Origin of the sequence: Sphaerimonospora mesophila (genome assembly GCF_001417795.1) — a bacterium.
Taxonomy (GTDB): Bacteria; Actinomycetota; Actinomycetes; order Streptosporangiales; family Streptosporangiaceae; genus Sphaerimonospora; species Sphaerimonospora mesophila.
Map to the genome: position 1 here is coordinate 757,093 of NZ_BCBX01000030.1, position 20,852 is coordinate 777,944.

Annotated in this window: 15 protein-coding genes; 4 read left to right on the plus strand and 11 right to left on the minus strand. The window is 70.4% G+C overall.

Translation table 11 applies throughout. The features are described 5' to 3' along the window. Window positions 1-94: 94 nt before the first annotated feature. The 6 genes from AP234_RS03675 to AP234_RS03700 form a co-directional block, all read right to left on the minus strand. Window positions 95-1,222: a glycosyltransferase family 4 protein gene (locus tag AP234_RS03675; RefSeq protein WP_055478039.1), complete on the minus strand. Its 1,128-nt coding sequence runs from the start codon at window positions 1,220-1,222 to the stop codon at window positions 95-97. Window positions 1,223-1,536: 314 nt separating this feature from the next. After that, window positions 1,537-2,526 (minus strand): lysylphosphatidylglycerol synthase domain-containing protein, encoded by a 990-nt coding sequence (locus AP234_RS03680; RefSeq protein ID WP_083501730.1) that lies wholly within the window; start codon window positions 2,524-2,526, stop codon window positions 1,537-1,539. Then, window positions 2,523-3,374 (minus strand): class I SAM-dependent methyltransferase, encoded by an 852-nt coding sequence (locus AP234_RS03685; protein ID WP_200926200.1) that lies wholly within the window; start codon window positions 3,372-3,374, stop codon window positions 2,523-2,525. Before AP234_RS03685 ends, AP234_RS03680 begins: the two co-directional genes overlap by 4 nt. Before the next feature lie 103 nt (window positions 3,375-3,477). Next, window positions 3,478-4,548: a glycosyltransferase family 4 protein gene (locus tag AP234_RS03690; protein WP_055478041.1), complete on the minus strand. Its 1,071-nt coding sequence runs from the start codon at window positions 4,546-4,548 to the stop codon at window positions 3,478-3,480. 11 nt (window positions 4,549-4,559) lie between these two features. After that, window positions 4,560-5,462 (minus strand): glycosyltransferase family 2 protein, encoded by a 903-nt coding sequence (locus AP234_RS03695; protein WP_083501731.1) that lies wholly within the window; start codon window positions 5,460-5,462, stop codon window positions 4,560-4,562. A 172-nt stretch (window positions 5,463-5,634) separates the two neighbouring features. Beyond that, window positions 5,635-5,847 (minus strand): hypothetical protein, encoded by a 213-nt coding sequence (locus AP234_RS03700; RefSeq protein ID WP_055478043.1) that lies wholly within the window; start codon window positions 5,845-5,847, stop codon window positions 5,635-5,637. A gap of 1,135 nt (window positions 5,848-6,982) precedes the next feature. Here AP234_RS03700 and AP234_RS03705 point away from each other — a divergent pair. Next, complete coding sequence (locus AP234_RS03705; protein WP_062414695.1) at window positions 6,983-8,812, plus strand: HNH endonuclease; 1,830 nt, start codon at window positions 6,983-6,985, stop codon at window positions 8,810-8,812. Window positions 8,813-8,822: 10 nt separating this feature from the next. Here AP234_RS03705 and AP234_RS03710 read toward each other — a convergent pair whose 3' ends face one another. The 4 genes from AP234_RS03710 to AP234_RS03730 all read right to left on the minus strand — a co-directional run bounded on the left by AP234_RS03710 (window position 8,823) and on the right by AP234_RS03730 (window position 14,216). Beyond that, window positions 8,823-9,485, minus strand: a complete 663-nt coding sequence (locus AP234_RS03710) for a permease-like cell division protein FtsX (RefSeq protein ID WP_152990211.1) — start codon at window positions 9,483-9,485, stop codon at window positions 8,823-8,825. 413 nt (window positions 9,486-9,898) lie between these two features. Continuing rightward, the gene (locus tag AP234_RS03715) at window positions 9,899-10,084 is read right to left on the minus strand and encodes a hypothetical protein (RefSeq protein ID WP_055478046.1); all 186 of its coding nucleotides are present in this window, start codon (window positions 10,082-10,084) and stop codon (window positions 9,899-9,901) included. 265 nt (window positions 10,085-10,349) lie between these two features. Further along, a complete protein-coding gene (locus tag AP234_RS03725) occupies window positions 10,350-12,464 on the minus strand; it encodes an LCP family protein (RefSeq protein ID WP_055478048.1) in 2,115 nt (704 codons plus the stop codon). A gap of 258 nt (window positions 12,465-12,722) precedes the next feature. Next, window positions 12,723-14,216 carry a hypothetical protein gene (locus AP234_RS03730; protein ID WP_063842744.1) on the minus strand — a complete coding sequence of 498 codons (1,494 nt, stop codon included), beginning with the start codon at window positions 14,214-14,216 and terminating at the stop codon, window positions 12,723-12,725. A 92-nt stretch (window positions 14,217-14,308) separates the two neighbouring features. Between AP234_RS03730 and AP234_RS03735 the strand changes: the two genes are divergently transcribed. The 3 genes from AP234_RS03735 to AP234_RS03745 all read left to right on the plus strand — a co-directional run bounded on the left by AP234_RS03735 (window position 14,309) and on the right by AP234_RS03745 (window position 19,894). Beyond that, the gene (locus AP234_RS03735; RefSeq protein ID WP_083501733.1) at window positions 14,309-16,513 is read left to right on the plus strand and encodes a hypothetical protein; all 2,205 of its coding nucleotides are present in this window, start codon (window positions 14,309-14,311) and stop codon (window positions 16,511-16,513) included. A gap of 19 nt (window positions 16,514-16,532) precedes the next feature. Next, the gene (locus AP234_RS03740; RefSeq protein ID WP_055478049.1) at window positions 16,533-17,459 is read left to right on the plus strand and encodes a permease-like cell division protein FtsX; all 927 of its coding nucleotides are present in this window, start codon (window positions 16,533-16,535) and stop codon (window positions 17,457-17,459) included. 284 nt (window positions 17,460-17,743) lie between these two features. After that, window positions 17,744-19,894: an acyltransferase family protein gene (locus tag AP234_RS03745; protein ID WP_055478050.1), complete on the plus strand. Its 2,151-nt coding sequence runs from the start codon at window positions 17,744-17,746 to the stop codon at window positions 19,892-19,894. A 222-nt stretch (window positions 19,895-20,116) separates the two neighbouring features. On the opposite strand, the gene AP234_RS03750 is transcribed toward AP234_RS03745, so the two are convergent. Further along, window positions 20,117-20,821: a hypothetical protein gene (locus AP234_RS03750; protein ID WP_055478051.1), complete on the minus strand. Its 705-nt coding sequence runs from the start codon at window positions 20,819-20,821 to the stop codon at window positions 20,117-20,119. Window positions 20,822-20,852: the final 31 nt, after the last annotated feature.

A 20,852-nucleotide genomic window follows, 5' to 3' on the forward strand; every position in this document is an offset into this window, starting at 1 on the left:
CCTGCGAGGAATTTTCGTGGGTGGGGCGACAACGCGGCGAGGTGCCGCCCTGGACGACGCGACAGGGCAAAGATTGGCGGCCGAGGCACTGAGCTCAGCTGTTCATCGCGTGCCGATATGACGCGAGATGGGCCTCTGCGGACAGCCGCCAGGTGAACTCCCGGGCCCGGCCGACCCCCGCCGCCGACAGCGCCGCCCGCCGTTTCGGCGACTCGAGCAGCGCGCGCAGCGCGGCGGCGACGCTCTCGGCGTCCGGCTCCGTGTAGGCGACCGCGTCGCCGCCCACCTCGGGAAGTGAGCCCCGGTGGGTGGTCAGCACCGGCGCGCCGCACGCCATCGCCTCCAGCACCGGCAGCCCGAACCCCTCGCTGCGCGAAGGGAACGCGACCACGAGCGCGCCCCCGAGGAAGCCCGGCAGATCCGCGAAGGGGAGATATCCGGGCCGGACGATCCTGATCCTGGACGGCAGGCCGGCCAGCGCCGCCTCGACCTCGCCGTCCCAGCCCGGCCCGCCGGCGAGCACCAGGGCCGGCGGCGCCGGCAGGTGCTCCACCGCCTCGGCGAAGCCGCGGATCAGGTTCGGCACGTTCTTGCGCGGCTCCAGCGCGCCCAGATAGGCGACGTACGGATGACCGTGCAGGCCGATCCGGTCGGCGACCTGTCGGATCTCGCGTTCGCCGGGCGGGTGGAACAGCGTCGGATCCACGCCGTGATACGCGACGTCGATCCTGGCCGGGTCGGCCCCCAGCACCCGGACGAGCTCGTCCCGCGTGGCCTTGGACGGCACGATGAGCCGGTCGGCCCGCCGTACGGCGGTGCGCGTGGCCGAGCGGAAGAACGACGCCCTGGCCGTGTCGTGCTGCTCCGGCTCGGTGAAGCAGGCCACGTCGTGGATGGTGGCCACGACCCGCAGGCCGGAGCGCAGCGGGATCGAGTAGTACGGGGCATGGATCACGTCGGCCCCGGCGCGCTGGGCGAGGACGGGCAGGCCGAACTGCTCCCACGCCAGGCGCTTGCCCCGGTTGGTGATGGCGACCGGGCCGGCCAGGATCCGTGCGGTCGGGGCGAGCTTGCCGTACCGCTCGGCGTCCGCGCGCTGGCACACCACGGCGAGGTCGGCGCCGACCTCGTGCAGGGCGGCGACCAGTCCGTCGACGTACCGGATCAGCGCGCCGCGATCGGCGGGAACCGCCGCGGCGTCGACGAGCACTCGGGGTGTCAACCAGATCGCTCCCCTCGGCGAGCCCCGGCGGCGGGAGCGGGCCCCCGCCCGGACTCATTGGTCCGGCGGTCATCCGGCGAGGGCGGCCGGGGCCGTGCCGACTACTCCCCCATGAGCCCCCGGTGATCCTTCAGCTCATCCTTCAGCTCACCGGGCGATCACGGAGAGTCCTCCCGCGGTCACCCTTCACCTTCACTCTCTTCCCGGAAGTCCCCCGAACCGTGGCGGGAATCACCTGCGGGACCGGCCGAGAATTTCGGAACCCATCCCTATTACGCGGAAATGCCAGGCGAACGCGCGATTTGTACGGAATATCAGTGCTGCTTGGCGTTCTCGGTAGCGCCGGAGGAAGAGACGGCGCGCCGCGAGACGAGGCCGGCCAGGGCCGCGCAGACCAGGTCGCCGACCGACACGATCAGCCGGGAGCAGAGCACGGCGGCGGTGGCCGCGCCCTGATCGAGCACGGGGGCCAGCGCGGCGAACATGGCGACCTCCCGGACGCCCACGCCGGCCGGCGCGATCACCGCCAGGAAGCCCAGGCACCAGGCCAGCGCGAACGCCCCGAAGCTCAGGATCACCGCCGTCGCCCCGGTGCCCCCGAGGCCACGCACGATGAGGGCGAGGTGCACGCCGTACGCCGCCCAGCCGGCCAGCGCCCAGCCCGCGGAGACGAGCACCCCGCGACGGGTGAGCGGCCGTTCGAGCGGCGGCCGCCGCAGCCTGCGCAGCCCGAAGCCGATCACGCCGTTGACGACCGCCGGATGCAGCGCGGCGACCAGCACCGGGATGAGCAGCAGAAGCCAGGCGAACCGGGCCACGGACTCCCCGGCCAACACGGGCAACGTGACGGCCGCCACCAGCAGCCCGCTCGCCAGATAGACCGGATAGGTCAGGAAGAACGCGGCGGCGCTGCGCGATCTGGGAATACCGTGATCACGCCCCATCTCCATCTGGGCGAGCACGGGCCACAGCGACCCGGGGATGTACTTGCCGAGTTGACCGACAAAAAAGATCTTGGCGGCGTCCGGGAACGCCAGCGGCGATCCGAGGTCGGCCAGCAGCGCGCGCCACATCATCATCCCCGCGACGAGCGCGCCGAGCACGGCCGCGAGCGACCCGGCGAGCCCCGGCCACGACAGCCGGGCGAACCCGTCGGAGACCTCGGCCCACCGCCCGGCGATCGCCCATGCGCCGAACCCGAGTGCGACGAGCAGGAACAGCACGCGGACCACCCTGCGTACGCTCGTCCGGCCGCTCGACGCCGTGGCGGGCCCACGCCCCTCCCCCGGTTCGCCGAGCGTCACGGCGTGCGTACCGGCTCGGGCGGCTGTGGGAGCGCACCGCCGAGCGGCCGCCGCGGCGTCTTGGTGGCGACCCAGAGGTACGTCGGCACGACGGGCAGGAGGGCGTGCAGCGCGGCGCGCGGCGTCCGCGCCAGGGTCTCCCGTACGGCACGGCCCACCGGCCCGGGGAACAGCTCGCCCCCGGCGAACCGCTCCGGCGAGGCGAGCACGGGGAAGGTGTAGTCCCACACGTGGAAGGCCTCCAGCATCCGCCGCAGACCGCGACGGGTGCGGAACCGCTCGTAGTAGTGGTCGGCCCGGCCGAACGCCCTGACGTACCGGTCGGCGGCAGCGGGCGGCAGATAGGACAGGAAGGGCAGCTTGTAGTGCGGCTCCATGACGCCGAGCCGGTTGCCGAGCCCGAGATAGAGGACCCCGTCGTCGGCGAGCACCCGGTGCATGTCCCCGATCACCGCGTCCGGGTCGACCACGTGCTCGTAGATGTGGTTGAAGACGAGCACGTCGAGCGACCCGTCCGGGAACGGCAGCGTGCCGCCGTCGGCGCAGACGAACCCGACCCGCGCGCCGAACCGGTCGGCCGCCTTCCGCAGCCCGGGCACGTCGATGTCCACACCGAGCGTGCGGGCCGCGCCGGCGCGGGCGAGCTCGTCGGCGATGAACCCGGCCGAGCAGCCCACGTCGCCGACGGTGAGCCCGGCGAGGATCTCACCGGGATCGGCGTTCTCCCTGCCCAGGAAGTGCGCGAGCACGGCGATGATCTTCGCGGCCTTCCTGCGGCGCTTGTCCTCGTCGAGCATCGCGGCCTGGAACTCGGAGTATTCGAGCTGGGCCGCCCGCTGTGCGCTCACGACCGATCACCGCCACGACGCCCGCGATCAGGGTTCCGTTCCACGGTGCCCAACAGTACCTTCGCCCGGCCCGCCCGGCGCGCGATCCGCCGGGCCGGTGAGATCACGCGAGAAGCGTGTCCAAATAGGCGCTCCAGTAGGGCTCGGGGTCGACCGGCCGGACGCCGGCGCGCAGCCGTTCCGGCATGCCGGGCTCGTAGAACCGCTTGAGCGCCTCGGCCAGCGCGCCCACCGAGTCGGGCTCCACCAGCAGGCCGTCGACGCCGTCTGACACGTTGTCGGCCAGCGCGCCGACCCGGGTCGCGATCACCGGCACGCCGTGCTCGTGGCCGAGCCACACGTTCTGGCTCGCGGTCGCCGAGCGGTACGGCAGCACGAGGGCGTCGACCCCGGCGAACAGGCCGGGCACGTCCTCGGCCGCGATGTACCCCGGCCGCAGCTCGACCCGTTCCGTCAGGCCCAGCTCGGCGACGAGCGCCCGGGTCTCCTCCAGCCCGCCCCAGAACTCCCCGGCCACGGTCAGGCCCACGTCCGGCAGCTGGGCCAGTGCCCGCAGCAGCAGGTCGAGGCCCTTGTAGGGGCGGACGATGCCGAAGAACAGCAGCCTGCCGTACGGCTCACGTCCGCCGGCTGCGGCCGGGCTACGCGCGGGCAGGTGCGGCGGCAGTGCGGCCACCCGCACCGGCGTGCCGGTGAGCTCGCGGGCGACGCCCGCCTGCTGCTCCGAGTGCACGAGCACCCCGCCGGCCCGCCGCAGCAGGGCCCTCATCAACGGCACGTCGTACGGCTTGCGCTCGTGCGGCAGCACGTTGTGACACAGCGCGATGACCGGGGCGCGTCCGCGCAGGCCGTACAGAATGCCCAGGTAGGCGGGCACCTGCACGGGGCTGAGCACGGCGGGGACGACGAGGTCGGCAGCGCGCAGCCGCCTGCCGCAGCGGACCCAGCCGTCCGGCCGCCGCCAGTCGAGGTCGCGGCGGGTATGCGGGTACGGCTCGCCCTCCGGGCTGTCGATCGTCTGCTGCCCGGGATAGAGGAACGCCGGATACTGCGCACGCCACGACTCGATCACCACGTCGTGGCCCCGGGCGCTCAGCCGGTGGGCGAGCTCGGTCGTGTGCTGCGCCCCGCCGCCCTTGTAGGGATGGGTGGGGCCGACGATCGAGATCTTCACGCGCGGCCCGCCTAATGGTCTCTGGACCGGACGATCAGGTCGGCCAGCAGCGCCATCGAGCCGATGATCAGTCCGCTGACGAACATCGTCACCGTGTTCTGCGCCAGGGAGAACGGGTCCTTGATCATGTCCCAGGTCAGCCCCTTCACCACGGCGATGACGACCAGCCAGATGGCGGGCGGCATGAGCACCTTGAGCGGGTTGAAGTACATGATCATCCGCAGCACCTGCAGGATGTAGCGGTAGGCGTCGGAGACGAAGCTGAACTTCGACTTCCCGGCCCGCTTGGCGTACTCGATCGGCAGGTAGTAGACGTCGTGCTGGTTCGACAGGAACGCCAGCGTGATCGTCGTCACACAGGAGAAGCCCGGAGGCAGCAGCCGCAGGTACGGCTTCGCCACCGACTTGCGGAAGGCCCGCAGGCCCGAGTTGAGGTCGGGGATCTTCTGTCCGGCCAGATGCTCGGCGACCTTGCGGATGAACCACTTGGCCGGCACCCGCAGGACCTTGTGCGACCCCTCCTCGCTGGTGCGCGCCCCGACGACCTGGTCGATCGTCGAGTCCTTCTCCAGAAGCTGGACCAGCTCGGGGATGCGCTCGTTCGGATACGTCATGTCGGCGTCGGTCCACACGACGATCTCGCCGCGGGCCTCCTGGGTGCCGATCCTGCGCACCGTGCCGGATCCGCCGTTGCGGTGGAACGCCTTGACCCGCATGTGCGGGAACCGCGGCGCAGCCTCGCGGAGCCGCGCCAGGGTCTCGTCCGTGGAGCAGTCGTCCACGGCCAGCAGTTCGTAGGTGTAACCGCTGTCGTCCATCGCCGCGCAGATGCGCTCGACCTCGTCGATCACGTGGTCCTGCTCGTTGTAGCACGGCAGGACGATCGTCACGTACGGATTCTCGACGTCAGACACGGCGCTTCCAGAGGTCTTGGGCGGGCTCACGTCCGGTTAATGTACTCTTCCCCGTCAAACCGCGGCCTCACTTCGCAGCGGCTTCGTTACTCCTGAGCCTCACTTCAGCTTCCTGTAACGCAACTGCTGGAACCAGTGTCGGGTTGGTTGCTCGGACCCGCCACCCCTCACCTCACCGCGTCCATGTTTGCGAGACCCTGCCGACGCCGATCACGCCCGGCATCCCGTCGAATGCCGCTTCGCTCAACCCCGCCGCGACCAGGAGCCTCCGGTGCGCCCGCGCCCAGCGGGCGGCCCAGGCAGCGACCCGCTCACTCAGTCGCGGTCCGCTCTCCGGATCGGCGCCGAACGACAGTTCCGCACTCCGCGAAGCCTCCGGCTGCATGAAGCTACTTTACTGATGCCCTCTCAGCTCTTGCTGTCGGTTCCTTTGGGTGGTCGGGTGACCATGCGAAGCTTTATTAGTCGTACCGGCCAGGAGCAAGCGGCGCAGCCTGAGCTGTTCGCTGCCCTGCGGCCGCCCGAGCTCCCAACGGGTGCTCTTGCCTAACTCTGCTGAAATCCTGCCCACTTCGGCCAGCCGTGGCCTCCCCATCGCAGGTTTCAAAGGCCTCCGCCCCTTCCTCCCCGGACAAGAAAACCGAAAGTCGCCCGGTCTGGGGCCACGGGCCGGTCCGATCTTGACCCAAGATATCCACAGCCTCGCGTCTCCCCGTGTCGCACCCTGCGGCGCGTAGTAAATATCTCTCCTGATCCGACGTTCCATCTTCCGGATCCACCATTTCCGACATTACGCGCATTCGTTGTGATCGGCATTTATCTCTCATAATTACTTTCAATTAGTCACCGGAAACTATTGCTATTCTCTGGCTAGCCGTGAGACTATTAGTACAGATTTTCGATACGAAGCGCTCTCGAGGGAAGCCGAGAAGCGGGAAGGGGGATGCGTGGAGCCGGCAGAGCTGACCAAGCCGTTTGGATTGTTCGATCCGGATTCGCCGCGTCCCCGGGATCGGTCGCTGCTGGGTCCTGGGTGGTGGGCTGCGTTTCGGGCCGAGGCGTCGGCGCGTGCGGCCGCCCGTTCCTCCGGTGGTCGGGGAAGTGCTGCGTCGTGGTCTGGTTGGCCCGATTGGCTTGCCACTGTTCCCACTCGGTCCCCCGATCGTACGTTCCAGGATGGTGTGTCTGCGGACCGGGTGGCGGATGCCCGCTCCGTCGATGCCGCCTCCGCTGGTACAGCTTCTACGGCCGACGTTCCCCAGGCGCGCATCGACGATCGTGACGACGCCCGCCGGCGGCATATCTCGGAGCCTGCGGATGCCCCTTCCGGTGGCTCCTCGGATGATGCTTCAAGCGGTTCGACGGTCGGTTCTACGGATGATGCTCCGGGCGGCTCGTCGAACGGTTTCTCGGCGGGTTCTTCAAGTGATCCCTCAGGTGATGCTTCGGGTGATTCGGGGGACGGACTGGGTGGTGGTTGTGCGGCGGGTTCCGCGGACGGGTCGTTGTCGTGGCCGTTGGTGAGCCAGGTCCGCGAGAGTGCGCTGGCGCTGGCGTTGACAGCGGTTCCGGACTCACCGGAGGTGTGTCTGGCCCAGCTGGAAGAACTGGCGTTCGCGCGGGATCGGCTGGAGGCGGCGATCGCGGGGCGGGCGCAGCGGGTGCACGCGGCCGGGACCGCCCGCCAGGCCGGGCATGCCTCGACTCGGACGTGGCTGCGGTCGGTGTGCGGGATGAGCCGCCGGACGGCCTACCGCACCGTGGCCCTGGGCATAGAGCTGGCCCGCCTGCCCGAGGTAGGAGCCCGGTTCGCCGCCGGGAATCTGACCGAGGCCGTGGTGGCGGCGATCTGCGCGGCCACCACCGGGTTGAGCGACGAGGACGCGGCCAAAGCCGAGACGATTCTGCTGGAGCTGGCCGATTCCGCCGGACCGGAGGAAATCGCCAAGGCGGGGCGGTATCTGCGGGCGGTGCTGGACCCCGACGGAGAGCTCAACGACGCCGACGCCGATTACGACGCGCGGTTTCTGCTGCTGCGAGAGACCGACACCGGCGGGGTGGAGGGAGAGTTCCACCTGCCGCGAGAGGCCGCCGCCCGGCTACGGGCCGTGCTGGACGCCTATGCCAAACCCAAGGCCCACGGTGATGACCGGCCGCAGCGGGTCCGCAACGCCGACGCGCTGATCGCGCTACTGGAGCAGCAGATCACCACCGAACTCCTGGTGTTGATCAACGCCGAATCCCTCCCCGACGACGCCACCCACCACAGTGCTCCCCCGGGAGACTCCGCTCCCGACGACACCACACCGGACGACACCGCGCCTGCTGGCGCGGCCCGGAATGACGGCCCGGAGCGTGGCTCCGGCACGGGGGCTGGTCTGGGAGCCCGAGGGGACGCCAGTGCGGACCTCGGTCCTGCCCCCGTTCCCGAGCCCGCTCCCGAGCCCGCTCCCGAGTCCGGCCACGGGGACGGCGCCGACCCAGATGATGTCCCCGCCCCCGGGGAGACCACGCTCGACGACACCACACCCGGTGACACCAGGCCTGGTGACGCTGCCCGGAACGACCGGCAGAGCTTGCCACGGGAGACCGACGCAGATCCAGGCGCTCCCGGCAACGCCTCTGGAGACGGTCCCAGCGAGGGTGATCCCAGTAGGGGCGTCCCCAGTAGAGGTGATCTCAGCGGCAATCCCGGTCAGGACGATCCGGCTGAGAGCCATCGCCCCGGCCGCACCGATCGGCCCGCCGACCACGGACGCAGAGACCGCAAGGACAGGGACCGTGCGGACAGAAACCGTGAGGGCAGGGACCATGAGCGCTTGGCCTTCGGGGGCATGGACTTCGGGGGCATGGACTTCGGGGGCATGGACCCCACCGGACGCATGGACTTCGGAGATACGGGCCTCGGGGACAGGGACTGGCGGTGGCAGACCGCGTTGCGGACCTTGCCCGGGTTGCTGCTGTCCACCGGACACCTGCTGCCGATCACCGACATCCACCGCCTGGCCTGCACCTCCACCCTGGTCCGCCTGGTGATGAACGCCGAGGGCGAGGTCCTGGACATGGGCCGCAAGGCCCGCCTGGCCACCCCCGCCCAACGCCGCGCCATCGCCGCCCGCTACGACACCTGCATGGTCGACGGCTGCCCCCTCCCGGTGAGCATGTGTCAGGTCGACCACCTCGACAACTGGAGCGACGGCGGCCGCACCGACCTGGCCAAACTCGGGCCAATGTGCCAATACCACAACCGCGACCGCTACCGGAACCCCGGCCACTACAAACGCCGCCAGACCGGCCCCGACCGCTGGGCCTTCACCTACACCGGCCCCTCACCCACCAGAAAACGCTAACGCATGTAGCTCATCCGGCGCCATGGTCAGCCTGGTCACCCCGTTCATCTTGGCTCATCGTGGCCCGCCAGGGGCTGGCGTCCCGCACCACCTTTGCCACCCCTGGCAGTTCTGTGAACGTCTTCTCGATCCGAGAGAAGTCCCAGGTTCCGGTGAACTTGACGTGGAACGCCTCCGACATTCGTGAACTGTCGGCGTATCTGCGGCTGTCCAGCCACTGCGCATGACGTACGACCACCAGCGCGTGCTTCGCGTCCTCGAAATAGATGGTGCCGACGCCTGGGAGTGCGCGGATCCGGTCGAGGACGATCTGCTTTTCCTCTTCACTCGCCCTGCCGCGAACCTCACAGTTGCCGGAAAAGGCCGCACTCTCGGGACACAACCTGATCGAAATGTCAGACTTTCCCCACCAGAAGTCGTCCCGGAATGATTCCATAGCGGCGACTCCCGGCACCCCCAGCATCTGGCGGAGTGCGCGCCGCCAATCGCCACGGGCGAGGGTGCCACCGTACGTACCGGACATCATGCCTGCGGTGAGCGCATAACCGACGCTGAAATCCTGCCGGGCGATGGCGAGGGCCTCTTCTGGCGTCATGCGCCGGTACTCGCCGATCTCGGGCATGTTCGCGAGCAGCCGTTCAACATCATGCCTCTGCTCCTCGGTGGCCGCCACGCCTCCACACGGCTCCGCTCTCCAGGTAAGGCGGCACAGGTGCACCAGGAAGGTGCCCGTCTGGGGCCAGGGGCCGTCCGGGGGCGGCAACGGTTGGCGGGAGTTCTCATAAAGACGCCAGCCGCCCACGCCAAGCCCGGCGACCAGCGCGACCGACAACCCCGTTACGACCAGGAGCCTCCGGTGCGCCCGCGCCCAGCCTGCGGCCCGGTCACTCTGTCGCGGCCCATCGTCGGACTCGGTGCCGAATGACAATTCCTCACTCTGTGAAGATTCCGGCTGCATGAGGCGACTTTACTCATACCCGATGTCTCACCAAGGAGCATCAGATCCGATAAATCCCCCAGCAGGCAGGGCTCGGACCGGCACCTGCGTGTCCGACAGCCCGAACTCCAGGTGGGGATCCGAAGTCGTCAGCCGATCTGGCGGTCACGGCCCGCGAGATAGCCGGTTACGAGCTGGCACAGCATGAGCAGCGGCATGAGGGCCAGTGGCCACTGCCAGCCGCCGGTGTACTGGTAGAGCACCCCGACCAGGACGGGGCCGGGGATCGACAGCACATAGCCGACGCTCTGCGCGAAGGCAGACAACCGGATCACACGGAGAACACCGAGAGGTGCCCCGTCTGGGGCCAGGGGCCGTCCGGAGGTGGCAGCACCCGGTGGTGGTCCGTGTAGAGGCCACTGCCACCCGCACCGGCAAGCAGCAGGACCGACACCCCCACCATCACCAGGGCAAGCTTCCAGCGTGCCCGCATCCGGCCCGTGACCCGTTCACCCCGCCGTGCTCGGCCCTCCGGATCGACGTCGAGCGACAGTTCCTCACGCCGCGGAGCTTCCGGAGCGGAGTGGCTCCCATACACGGTCAGGTCGCGCAGATGTTCGTCTCGGCCGTCACCGCGTTGTCCCCGACCTGGATCGGCGTCTTGACGCCGTCCCAGTCGGCGCCGATGACGAGCTGGATGATCGGGCCCGGCACCTTGCCCTTCGGCGCGTCGGCAGGGGGGGTCGCGGGTGTAAAGGGGGTCACCGTGCCGGCGACGACCTTCCCGGTCTCGGGAGCGACCTGACCGGTTTCCTTTCCGATGCGCACCCGGACCTTCCCGGTGAGGACCTTGGCGTAGTCCCAGCCCTGCCCGGTGTACTGGATCTTCGTCTTGGGCTGATCGGTGTTGTCCGGCTGGCGCGCGTCGCCGACACCGACGACCTTGAAGCCCTGGGCGGCCAGCTCCTCGGCCACCTCCCGTGCCTTCCCGTTCTCGTTGGTGCCGTTGAACACCTGCACCTTGACCTGCTGCGGCTTGGTGATGGCCGGTCCCTTGGGCTTCGCGCCGGGCGAGGCGGCCGCGCCGGCCGGGCTCGGGGACGCCGTCGGGCTCACCTCGGTGTCGTTCCTGATCGCACTGAACAGGTTGTCCGCGTCCGGCTGCTTCCACACGACCCGGGCCTTGGGGTTCGCCGGGTCGGGGATCCACGGCACGGTGGTGGCCTTGAAGCCCTTGGCGGTGAGCTTCGAGGCACTCTGCGCGATCTGGATGAGCGTGTCGGTGTTGAGGTCGTCGTCCATGGTCACGGACTGGGCCGTCGCCTCGATGAACGCCGTCAGCTTGCCCATATCGGTCAGCAGGGCCTTGCTGGTCGCCTTCTTCACCACCTGGGAGATGAAGACCTGCTGGCGCTTGATCCGGCCGATGTCGCTGCCGTCGCCGATGCCGTGCCTGAGCCGTACGTAGCCGAGGGCGGCCTCGCCGCGTACCACCTGGCGCCCCGCGGGCAGGTTCAGCTTCGACTTCTTGTCGTTCACCGCGTGGGGCAGGCAGATCTCGATGCCGCCGAGGGCGTTCACGATGTTCTTGAAGCCGGTGAAGTCGACCTTCACGAAGTGGTCGATGCGGATCTTCGTGAGCTCCTCGATGGTCCGTCGGGTGCAGATCATCCCGCCCTCGGAGAACGCCGAGTTGATCATGCCGACGTGCTGTGGGTTGATCGCACCGGTCTTCGGGTTCTTGCAGGCGGGGATCATCACCGTCGAGTCGCGGGGGAAGCTGAGCAGCGTCGCGGAGTCCCGGTCGGGGGACACGTGCAGGAGCATGATCGTGTCGGTGCGCTCGCCGTCGTTGACCAGGTACTGTCCGTACTTCTTGTTGTCCCCGGTCCGGGTGTCCGACCCGACCAGCAGCACGTTGATCGCGCCCTTCTGGTTCTCGGGACGGTTCTTGTCGAGCTCGTCGGTGGACTTCTCCCGGCTGATCAGGCCCAGCGTGCTGCGATAGGTCTTGTACGCGGTGAGCGTGCCGATGACCAGCACGCTGGTCATGACGATGCTGACCCAGCCCCACAGGCCCGGCCCGCGCCGTGCGCCGCCGCTTCCGCCTCCTTCGTCGTCGCCGGAGGATCCTCCTCCGCCGCCGCGGCGGCCACGGCGGCCGGAGCCGCCGGGATCGTCGACGGGCGGGTCGTAGCCGCCGCCGTCCGCCGCCTGGAAGGCCGCCGCGGATTCCTCCTCGCCGCCCCTGCGCCCGCGACGTCGTCTCGGCCGATCCTCCTCGTAGAAGTCGTCGCCGTCGGCGGGTGCCGCCTGCGTCGGTGGTGCGTAGGCCCGGGCGTCCTCACCGGTCGGGTGGCCGCCGCGCCGCCGCCCACGAGGGGCCGCGTAGTCCTCCCGGCCGCCGTAGGAGTCTCCGCCGCCGTAGGAATCCCCGAAGGACGCCGCGTGGGCGTCGCCGTAGGAGGCCGGGGCGTTGCCGTACGGATCGTCGCCGTACGAATCGCCGTACGAGCCCTCATAGGAGGACTCGTCCCGATGGCGCCGACGGCCACGCCCGCCGCTCACGGCGCCGGAACGGCCGTGCGAGGCGGAACCACCACCCCGCGCGCCGCCGCCGTACGCCCCGGAGTCCTGCGGCCCCCAGACCTTCTGGTCCGCCGGAACGGACGCGCTCTGCTGGTTGCGGGTGGAGGCACGGCGACGCTCGCTCATCGGACGGCCCTCGTCACACGATCGGGTGGAGGCACAGGCGAACGATCGGAGGTGCTACTGATCCGCTCGCGCACGTGTCCTCCTTGCTTGGCGATCACCCGTCGCGCTCACGAGATTAGGTCACGGAGGCGAGTCGAGGCGCCTTGATTGATGGGATCGGAGCCGTGACCACTCTCGTGCGATCACTCTGCGAGGTCCCGGACGACCCAGCGGCAGATCATACTAAAACTGGGACATTTTGCGGTACGGCTCTGACATCTACTTTACTTGCGCTTTACCGGACTCCTGGTCGGAACGACCCCCCGGACCGGCGTCGGGACCGGCGTGAACGCGGGCGCGTACGCCCACGGCCAGGGCCGCCGCGAGGCAGGCCAGCGGGGCCGCGGGCAGCACGTACCGGTAGTCGAACTGCGCCGTGGCCGCGGGAACGACCAGCAGGACCCACGCGGCCGCCCAGGCCACGCCCCACGGCGTCCCCGTCCCATCCGGGAGACGCGGGAGCCGACGGAGACGCCGGACCAGCGGAACCAGCGGCAGCAGGAGCACGGCGAGCAGCACCGCCCCCGGAAGGAACGCCACCTGCTGGTAGGACCGCATCCAGCCGGCGTACGGCTCGGCGATCCGCACGGTGATGGGACCCTGTTCGTACCGCTCGGCGAACTCCTTCCCGACGATCGCCGGCTGCCGGGTGGGTGGTGGGGGCGTGGCCGCGGGAAACTCGTAATGACCGTAGGTTTCCGCGTCGGGGTAGACGTGCCGCCGCCAGGTGAACGTCCGTCCCAGCTCGGTCAGCGTCGCCGCCGCGTAGTCGAGCGGCTGGCTCCGGATCGCGAGCCAGGCGAACCTCCCGGCCAGCGCGTCGGTCTCCTCGGTGAACGTGATGCCGGGCAGCCGGACCACGGGCGAGTCTTCGCTCCAGACGTACTCCTGCATGGTCGGACGCTCGACCGCAGGCCGGGGATCGCACAGCACGGCCAGGTCGGCGCTCGGCCGCATGATCGAGCAGTCGGCGAACACCATCGTCCGCGCGTAGAGGAAGACCCCGTTCGCCCCGACCAGGCCCACCCGATGATGTGCCGCATAGAACCAGCCCAGGTACGCCGCCAGCGGCATGAGCGCGGCCAGCAGGAACGCCCCCACACGCCGCCGCACGCCTTGCCGCGCGTCCCGTCGCGCCGCTCGCGCGCGGCCGAAGCCGTACCGGACCAGGAAGAACGCGAAGACCGCGATGAGCGGGAGGCCGACGGTCCTGGTCAGCGTCGCGGCGGCCAGGACCAGGCCGAGGGCGACCGCCGTCCGCGTGGACGGCGGTCGGCGCAGCGCGAGGCAGGCGGCGGCCACGACGAGGAACGTGAACAGCGTGTCGGAGACGAGCAGGTGCTCCATCTCGATCTGGTACGCGTCGAGCAGGACGGGGGCCGCTGCGAGGGCGGCGAGCGGGACCGTCAGCCGGGTGCGACCGCACCGCCGCAGGACGGTGGCGTAGATCATGACGCCGGCGAGCAGCCCGAGCGCGTGCTGGACGAACGTCACCACGGCGAAGCTGTGGAACGGCTCGAACAGGCGCAGGAACATCGAGTAGCCGGCCGGCCGGACGAGGTCGGGCCTCGGCCGCATCGCGGTCACCACGTATGTATAGGAGTCGGGGAACCACAGCGCGGGCCGGTACCCGAGCACGGTCACGATCCGCAGGACCGCGCCCAGTCCGAAAACCCCCAGAAACCACCCGTGCCGACGGGCCAAGACCGTCACCCGCAACTCCGGCCCCCATGCTTGTCCTGGGCGTACGCTACCGGACCGTGCGGGGGACACGTTTGATCGATTTGAGTGCGCGGAGAGAGAAGGTGTCAGGGCAGGCGGTTACGCTCGGCGTCATCGCGACCGACCGATCTCCGCACCGACAGACGGCCCGGCCCTCGGCGGGCCACGTGCTCGCCGTCGGGTCCGCCGTGCCCGTGCTCGTCCTCAGCGGGTGGCTGCTCGCCGGGCTGCCACTGCTGCTGCTCGGCTGGTTCCGGCCGCTGCCGATGCTGGTGGCCGGGGGCGGACTGGCCGTGCTGCTGTGCCGGTACGGCCTGCGCTGGTACGGCCTGCGCTGGTACGGCCTGCGCCAGTCGGGCGAGACGATCTCGGCGACGGCCGGGCAGACGGCGGCCGTGCTGGCCATCGCCGTCGCCTCCGGCGTCTTCAACGGGATCTTCCGCGGGGAACAGCTGCTGGTCCGGCGTGATCCGGGCACCTACGCGGAGTACGCCATCTGGCTGGCACGGCACGGCTCGCTGCCGATCCCGAGGGGAGACTTCGGCGGCCCCGACCCGGCCCTGCGGTTCGACGGCATGGGCTTCTACGACACGGACGACGGGATCCTCCCCCAGTTCATGGCCGGGTCGCCGATGGTCCACGCGATCGGCGACTGGGTGGCGGGCATCCCCGGCCTGCTGCTCGTGCCGCCGGTGCTGGGCGCGCTCGCCGTGCTGACCTTCGCCGGGGCGGTGGCTCGCCTGGTCGGCGCACGCTGGTCCCCCCTGGCGGCGCTCGCGTTCGCGGTCAGCCTTCCGGTGCTCTACACCTCCAGGACCACCTTCAGCGAGATCCCGTCGCTGATCCTCATCTTCGGCGGGCTGAGCCTGTGGGCCGACGCCTGGCGCCGGGCCCGATCTGATCAGACACCGCCTGCTCAGACACGGACAGATCAGACACGGTCTGCTCAGGTGTCCGCCGCGCTCGCCGGGCTGGCCTTCGGGCTCTCCCTGCTCGTCCGCATCGACGGCCTGCGCGATGTGCTGCCCGTGCTGCCCTTCGCCGGGCTGCTCATCGCGCTGCATCGGATCTCCCGTACCCGTGCCGGCGGCGCACCGCTCCCCGCGGGCGTGGCCGGACGGCTCGGCGTGCCGCTGCTGGGCGGGCTCGCCGTCGGCGCGCTCTGGGGCCTCACGGCCTGCTATGCCCTCGCCCGGCCGTACGCCGAATATCTCTCCGGCTCGCTCAACCCCCTGCTGGGCATCTGCGCCGCCGTGCTGGTGCTCACGGCGGCGGGTACGGCTCTCGCGCCGCGGCTCGCGGCGGCCCGGCTCTCGCGCGGCAGCCCAGTGAGATGGCCGGTGCGGCGGCTGCCGGGGGTCGCGGCCGGGCTCGTCGTGCTGGTCATGGCGGCTCTCGCCGTACGCCCCTGGGTGCAGACCGTGCGCCGGGTCCCGGACAGCCCGGAGGACGCGCTGACCGCGGAGTTCATCGAGAAGACGCAGGAGGCGAGCCGCCTGCCGCTCGACCGCACGCGCCTCTATTACGAGGACTCGCTGCACTGGCTGTTCTGGTACGTCGGGATTCCCGTGGTCGTGCTGGCCACGCTGGCGGCGGCCGTACTCGTCCATCGCCTGGCCAGGGGGCGGGAGCTCGGCCTGCTGCTGCCCCTGGCGATCATCGGGTGGACCACGGTGACGACGCTGTGGCGGCCCGGCATCACGCCGGATCACCCCTGGGCCTCGCGGCGTCTCGTGCCCGTGGTGATCCCCGGGCTGATCCTGCTCGCCGTCTGGGGTCTGCGGTGGCTGCGTGCGCGAGCAGGGAACTCCGGGCGCCGCCGCACCGGTCCGCTGGTGGCCGCCGGGGCCGTGCTGCTCGTGGTCCCGGCCGCCGTCACGTCGATCGGCACGGCGTTCTCGCCGGTGAACCGGGGTGAGGCCGCCGCCGCTGCCGACCTGTGCGCCGCGCTCCCGCGGAACGCGTCCGTGCTGTTCGTCGAACGGGTGACCGGTGACCGCTTCGGTCAGCTCGTACGCGGGGTGTGCGGAGTGCCGGCCGCCCGGGTCGCGTTCCCGCCCGGCACGAGCCTGCCGCTGTACGCCGACGTGGCACGGCTGATCGGCGAGGTGCGGGCCGCCGGCCGGGTCCCCGTGCTGCTCGCCGCCCAGGCGGACCAGCTGGAGCCGTACGGCACGGCCTCCCCGGTGGTGGCGCTGCGCACCCGTCAGGACGAGCGTTCCCTGGTCGATCCGCCCGACGGCACCTGGTCGCTCAACATCGACGTCTGGATGACCGTCCCACGGTGATGATCGGTACAGTCCCCGCATGCGTCCGTCGCCAGAAGATCCGCGAAGTGAGGAACTGTCGTTCGGCGCCGACTCCGGCGATGGGCCACGGCCGAGCGAGCGGGCCGCCGAGTGGGCACGGGCGCACCGGAGGCTGCTGACCGCGGTGGGACTGTCGGCGGCACTGGTGGCCGGATTGGGCGTGGGCGGCCGGCACCTGTACGAGAAGTCCAACCAGCCGCTGCCGCCCCCGGACGGTCCCTGGCCCCAGACGGGGTTTCTGACCGTGAACCTGTGCAAGGGCAAGGGCACGGACTTCGACTCCGATTGGGAGAACTGCCGAGACAGAGAGGCACCCACGGCCGCCGACAGGCAGAAGATCGAGGCCGGTCTGCGGGCGATGCCGGAACTACGAGATATCCGCTTCGAGAGCCGGGAGGAAGCCCGCGCGAACCTCCGGGAGAAATCGACGGAGGGAACAGAGCCCGACCTCGTCGACATACCGGAGGCGTACCGGGCCCGCGTCGAGCCCGGGGACTGGAAGGCGCTGCGGAGCCGGATCGAGGCCCTGCCGGGGGTGTCGAACGTCTTCCTGTTCCGGGACGGCTTCTGGTGGGACAAGGCGGACATCGGAATCTCCCTCTGCCCCGAGTCGAGCAGCCTGCCCACAAACCCCTGCAAGGGGCGGGGAAGGCCGACCGAGGACGAGAAGCGGAACGTCTTCGACCGCATCAAAGCCCTGCCCGATGTCGAGACCGTCTACCTGGAGGACCCCGCGCACTACCTCAAGATGCTCCGTCACTCCTACTGGGAGGAGACCGGTTCGGCCGCGAACGACGTCGCTCATCTGCCCGAGACGTTCTACGTGAAGCTGAAGAGGCCGCCGGCGAGGGACACGATCAACAAGATCTTCGAGGGGATGCCCGGGGTGAACGACGTGAGCGATATTTCCGCATTCCGGCGCTGAACCGCCCCGGCGTCACCGCTCTCCTTCCGCTCCGCCCAACCTGAAGATCCGCTAGGTGTCACATCGGTTACGTTTAGTCCCTGGCGCGACAGGTGTTCGCCGGAACGTTAGGGTTGGTGATCGGCGGACGCGCCGTGTTCGCCCGTTGAGGGTGATGTGCCGGGCCGCCTTCGCTAGTGTCCGAACGCCGGCCGCTTCGCGCGGATCCGAGGATTCGCCGGGCCCGGCCTGCCCCTCAAAGCCCCACAGCCCGAGCCTTCCACAGATAGCTGAGCGTTTCTCTCGTGAGCGACATCCGTCATCACCCTCCGGCCCAGGTCCCGCAGTCAGACGTCAGCGCCGATGACGAAGAGGCCCCCACCGGCGTGATCAGCCGGATCACCGTGGACTCGCCCGGCCCGGCGGAGAGCGGCGATCGTCAGCGAGCGGAGCACGGCCCCGGTCAGGCGCACTCGGGCCCGGGCTCCTCCACACCCGCGAGCCACTCGGCCCACTCGGCTTACCCGGACGCCTCGACTCCCCTGGCCGCCCCGCCGTCATTGGCCGCCGCGACGCCTCCGCCTCCGTCGGCCTCCCCGGCCGAAGGTCCGGCCGGGCCGAACGCCACCGGGCAGGGACAGATCGACAAGCCGCCCCTCCCGGTACGGCGTCCGCGCAGGCGTGGCGCCGCCAGGCTCGGCGAGATGCCCGACGGGCTCACCGCGGCCCCCTCCGAGTTCGACTACTTCTCCACCTCCCGGGGCCGCCACGCCGACCCCCCGGCCTCCTCGGCTCACCCGGCCGGCACCGGGGCCTTCGGCCGGCCCGAGCCGTACGGCGACTGGGAGCGGGACGGGCCGGTGACGGAGATCCAGTCGCCGATCCAGTCGTCCCAGCTCCACGCGCCGCAGTGGCCGGACGCCGCGCCCGGGGCGGCGCCGTCCCCCGCCCAGTGGGACCCCTGGAGCCGGACCGCGGGAGGGCCTGCCGACCACGGCGGCATGGCGGGCAGGCCGGGCGGCCGGACGGGCGCGGCGGAGAACGCGTTCCCCGAGGGGGCGCCCCCGCTGCCCGCCTGGGTCCCGGCCACGAGCTGGGAGGACGACGGAGACCGCAGGGACGTCGCGGCGCTCCGGGACGTCCAGGAGGCCGCGACGGAGGTCCACGGGTTCCAGGCCTTCCCCGGGACCCCTGAGCCCGACCCCTTCGGCGGGCGGCAGAGCGCCCGTGAAGAAGGCTTCGGCCACCGCCGGACCGGCGGGTACGCGCAGGATCGACGGCCGGAGCCCGCCGGGCTCGACCACGGGCGGCAGCCCGATCCGGAGCCGGACCCCACCCCCCGGCCGTCCCGCAAGCGGCAGCGCGATCCCTACCTGGACAACGTCAAGTTCCTCCTGATCGCCCTGGTGCCGCTGGGTCACTCGCTCGTGCCGACGCTGTCGGCGAGCTCCGCACGGGCGGCGTACCTTTACATCTACGTCTTCCATATGCCGCTGTTCGTCATCATCAGCGGTTATCTGTCCAGGAACTTCTGGAACTCGAACGCCAAGACGAACAAGCTGGTCGACACGTTCCTCGTGCCGTACGTGATCGTCGAGGTGGGCTACGCCCTGCTCCGCACCGCCCTGGGCCAGAAGTGGTCTCTCACGATCATGGATCCGGCCTGGCTGAACTGGTATCTGCTGGCGCTGCTCTTCTGGCGGCTGTCCACCCCGGTGTGGAAGCGCATGCGCTATCCCGTGACCATTTCGGTGATCGTCTACCTGTTCGCGGGTTTCTCCAAGCTCAGCGGCGACTTCAGCATGGACCGGTTCTTCGGGCTCATGCCGTTCTTCGTCATCGGCCTCGTGCTCAAGCCCGAGCACTTCGACTACCTCCGGCGTCGCTGGGTGCGGGTGCTGTCCGTGCTCGTACTCATCGGGGGCGCTGCCGTGGCGATCTACCTGGTGAAGAACTACACGGTCAAGCTCGGCCCGATCTACTACAAGAACAGCTATGCGCAGTTGAAGCTGGTCTGGTGGGAGGGCATGACGCTGCGGATCGCGCTGCTGGTCGCCGCGCTCGCCCTGTCGGCGTCCGTGCTTTCGCTGGTCCCGAGGCGGGAGACGTGGTTCTCCGACCTCGGCACCCGCACGCTCTACTGCTATCTCCTCCACGGGGTGCCCGTGCTGATCGCCAAGGAGATGGGCTGGCTGAGCGTCCCCTGGCTGTACGGCCCGCTCGGGGTGGCGGCGATCGCGAGCGCCTCGTTCGCGCTGGCCATCGTGCTGTGCATGCCGATCACCCGGACCGTGTTCAAGTGGCTGCTGGAGCCGCGGCTGGTCTGGCTCTACCGCAGGCCGCGCGTGCAGCCGTCGAAGGACCAGCAGCCCCAGGGAGAGCACTCGCCGGCTCCCGACGCCCAGCGGCCGCCCCAGGCGGCTCATCCGGTCGCCGCGCCGCAGGCTCGACGCTAGTGCCCCTCCCGCCAACCTTTGCCCCGTCGCGTCGCCCAGGGCGGCACCTCGCCGCGTTGTCGTCGTCGCTCGTAGCTCCGCTACTCAGCTCCTCCTCCGCCTTGCGATGCACCGCCCTGGACACCACGCCGTCCGGGCAAACCTTGGCAGTCGCGGCACTAGATCACATGTGTGCGGGCGGAGTGGGCACGCCGCCCGCACACGTGCCGGCCACCCCCTCGGTCACCGTGCGGAGGACAGCAGGCGCAGGCCCGTGACGGCCAGGCCGACCGCCTGTAGAAGAGCGCCCGCCACCTCGAACCACTCGGTGCCGGCCACGAGCCCGATCACATGCAGCGGAGGCCACGCGATGACCCCGGCGGCCGCCCAGATCGGCACCGCGCGGCTGCGGAGGAGGGCCGCCCCGAGCAGCAGCGTGCCGACCAGGTTGCCGAGCGCGAAGAGGACGAACACCCACAGGCCCCACGGGTCGCTCTGGACGCTGTCGAGGACCGCCGCGTAATCCGCGACGGGGCCGCCGCGCTCCGCCATGGCCAAGTCGGTGAATCCCGTGAAGGCGACCGCGAAGTAGCAGGTGTATCCCGCCGCCACCAGGGTCGCACCGAGGAAACCGAGTCTCCGGCTCCGGTCCCCCACAAGCCTCCGGGCGCCGAGCATCGCCGGGATCATGAGCAGGCTGCCCAGCATCGCGGCGATGGTGCTGAGCCGATACAGGCCGGGATGGGCCGCCACGAGCGCGAGCGCGTTCGCCCCGGTGCTGTCGTCTCCTCCGTTACGCGTGGCCCAGGCGTAGGCGCCGTTCGCGACGACGAATCCCCATGGTCCGATGAGCAGCGCCAGCGCGAGCGCGGGGCTGCGCGGCCCGGGCGGCTCCGCCGGTGCGGACGCTCCGGAAGTCGACGCGGCGGACGGGACGGTCGTTTCCATGATTCTCCTCCAGAGGTGGGGCTGAGGGCGA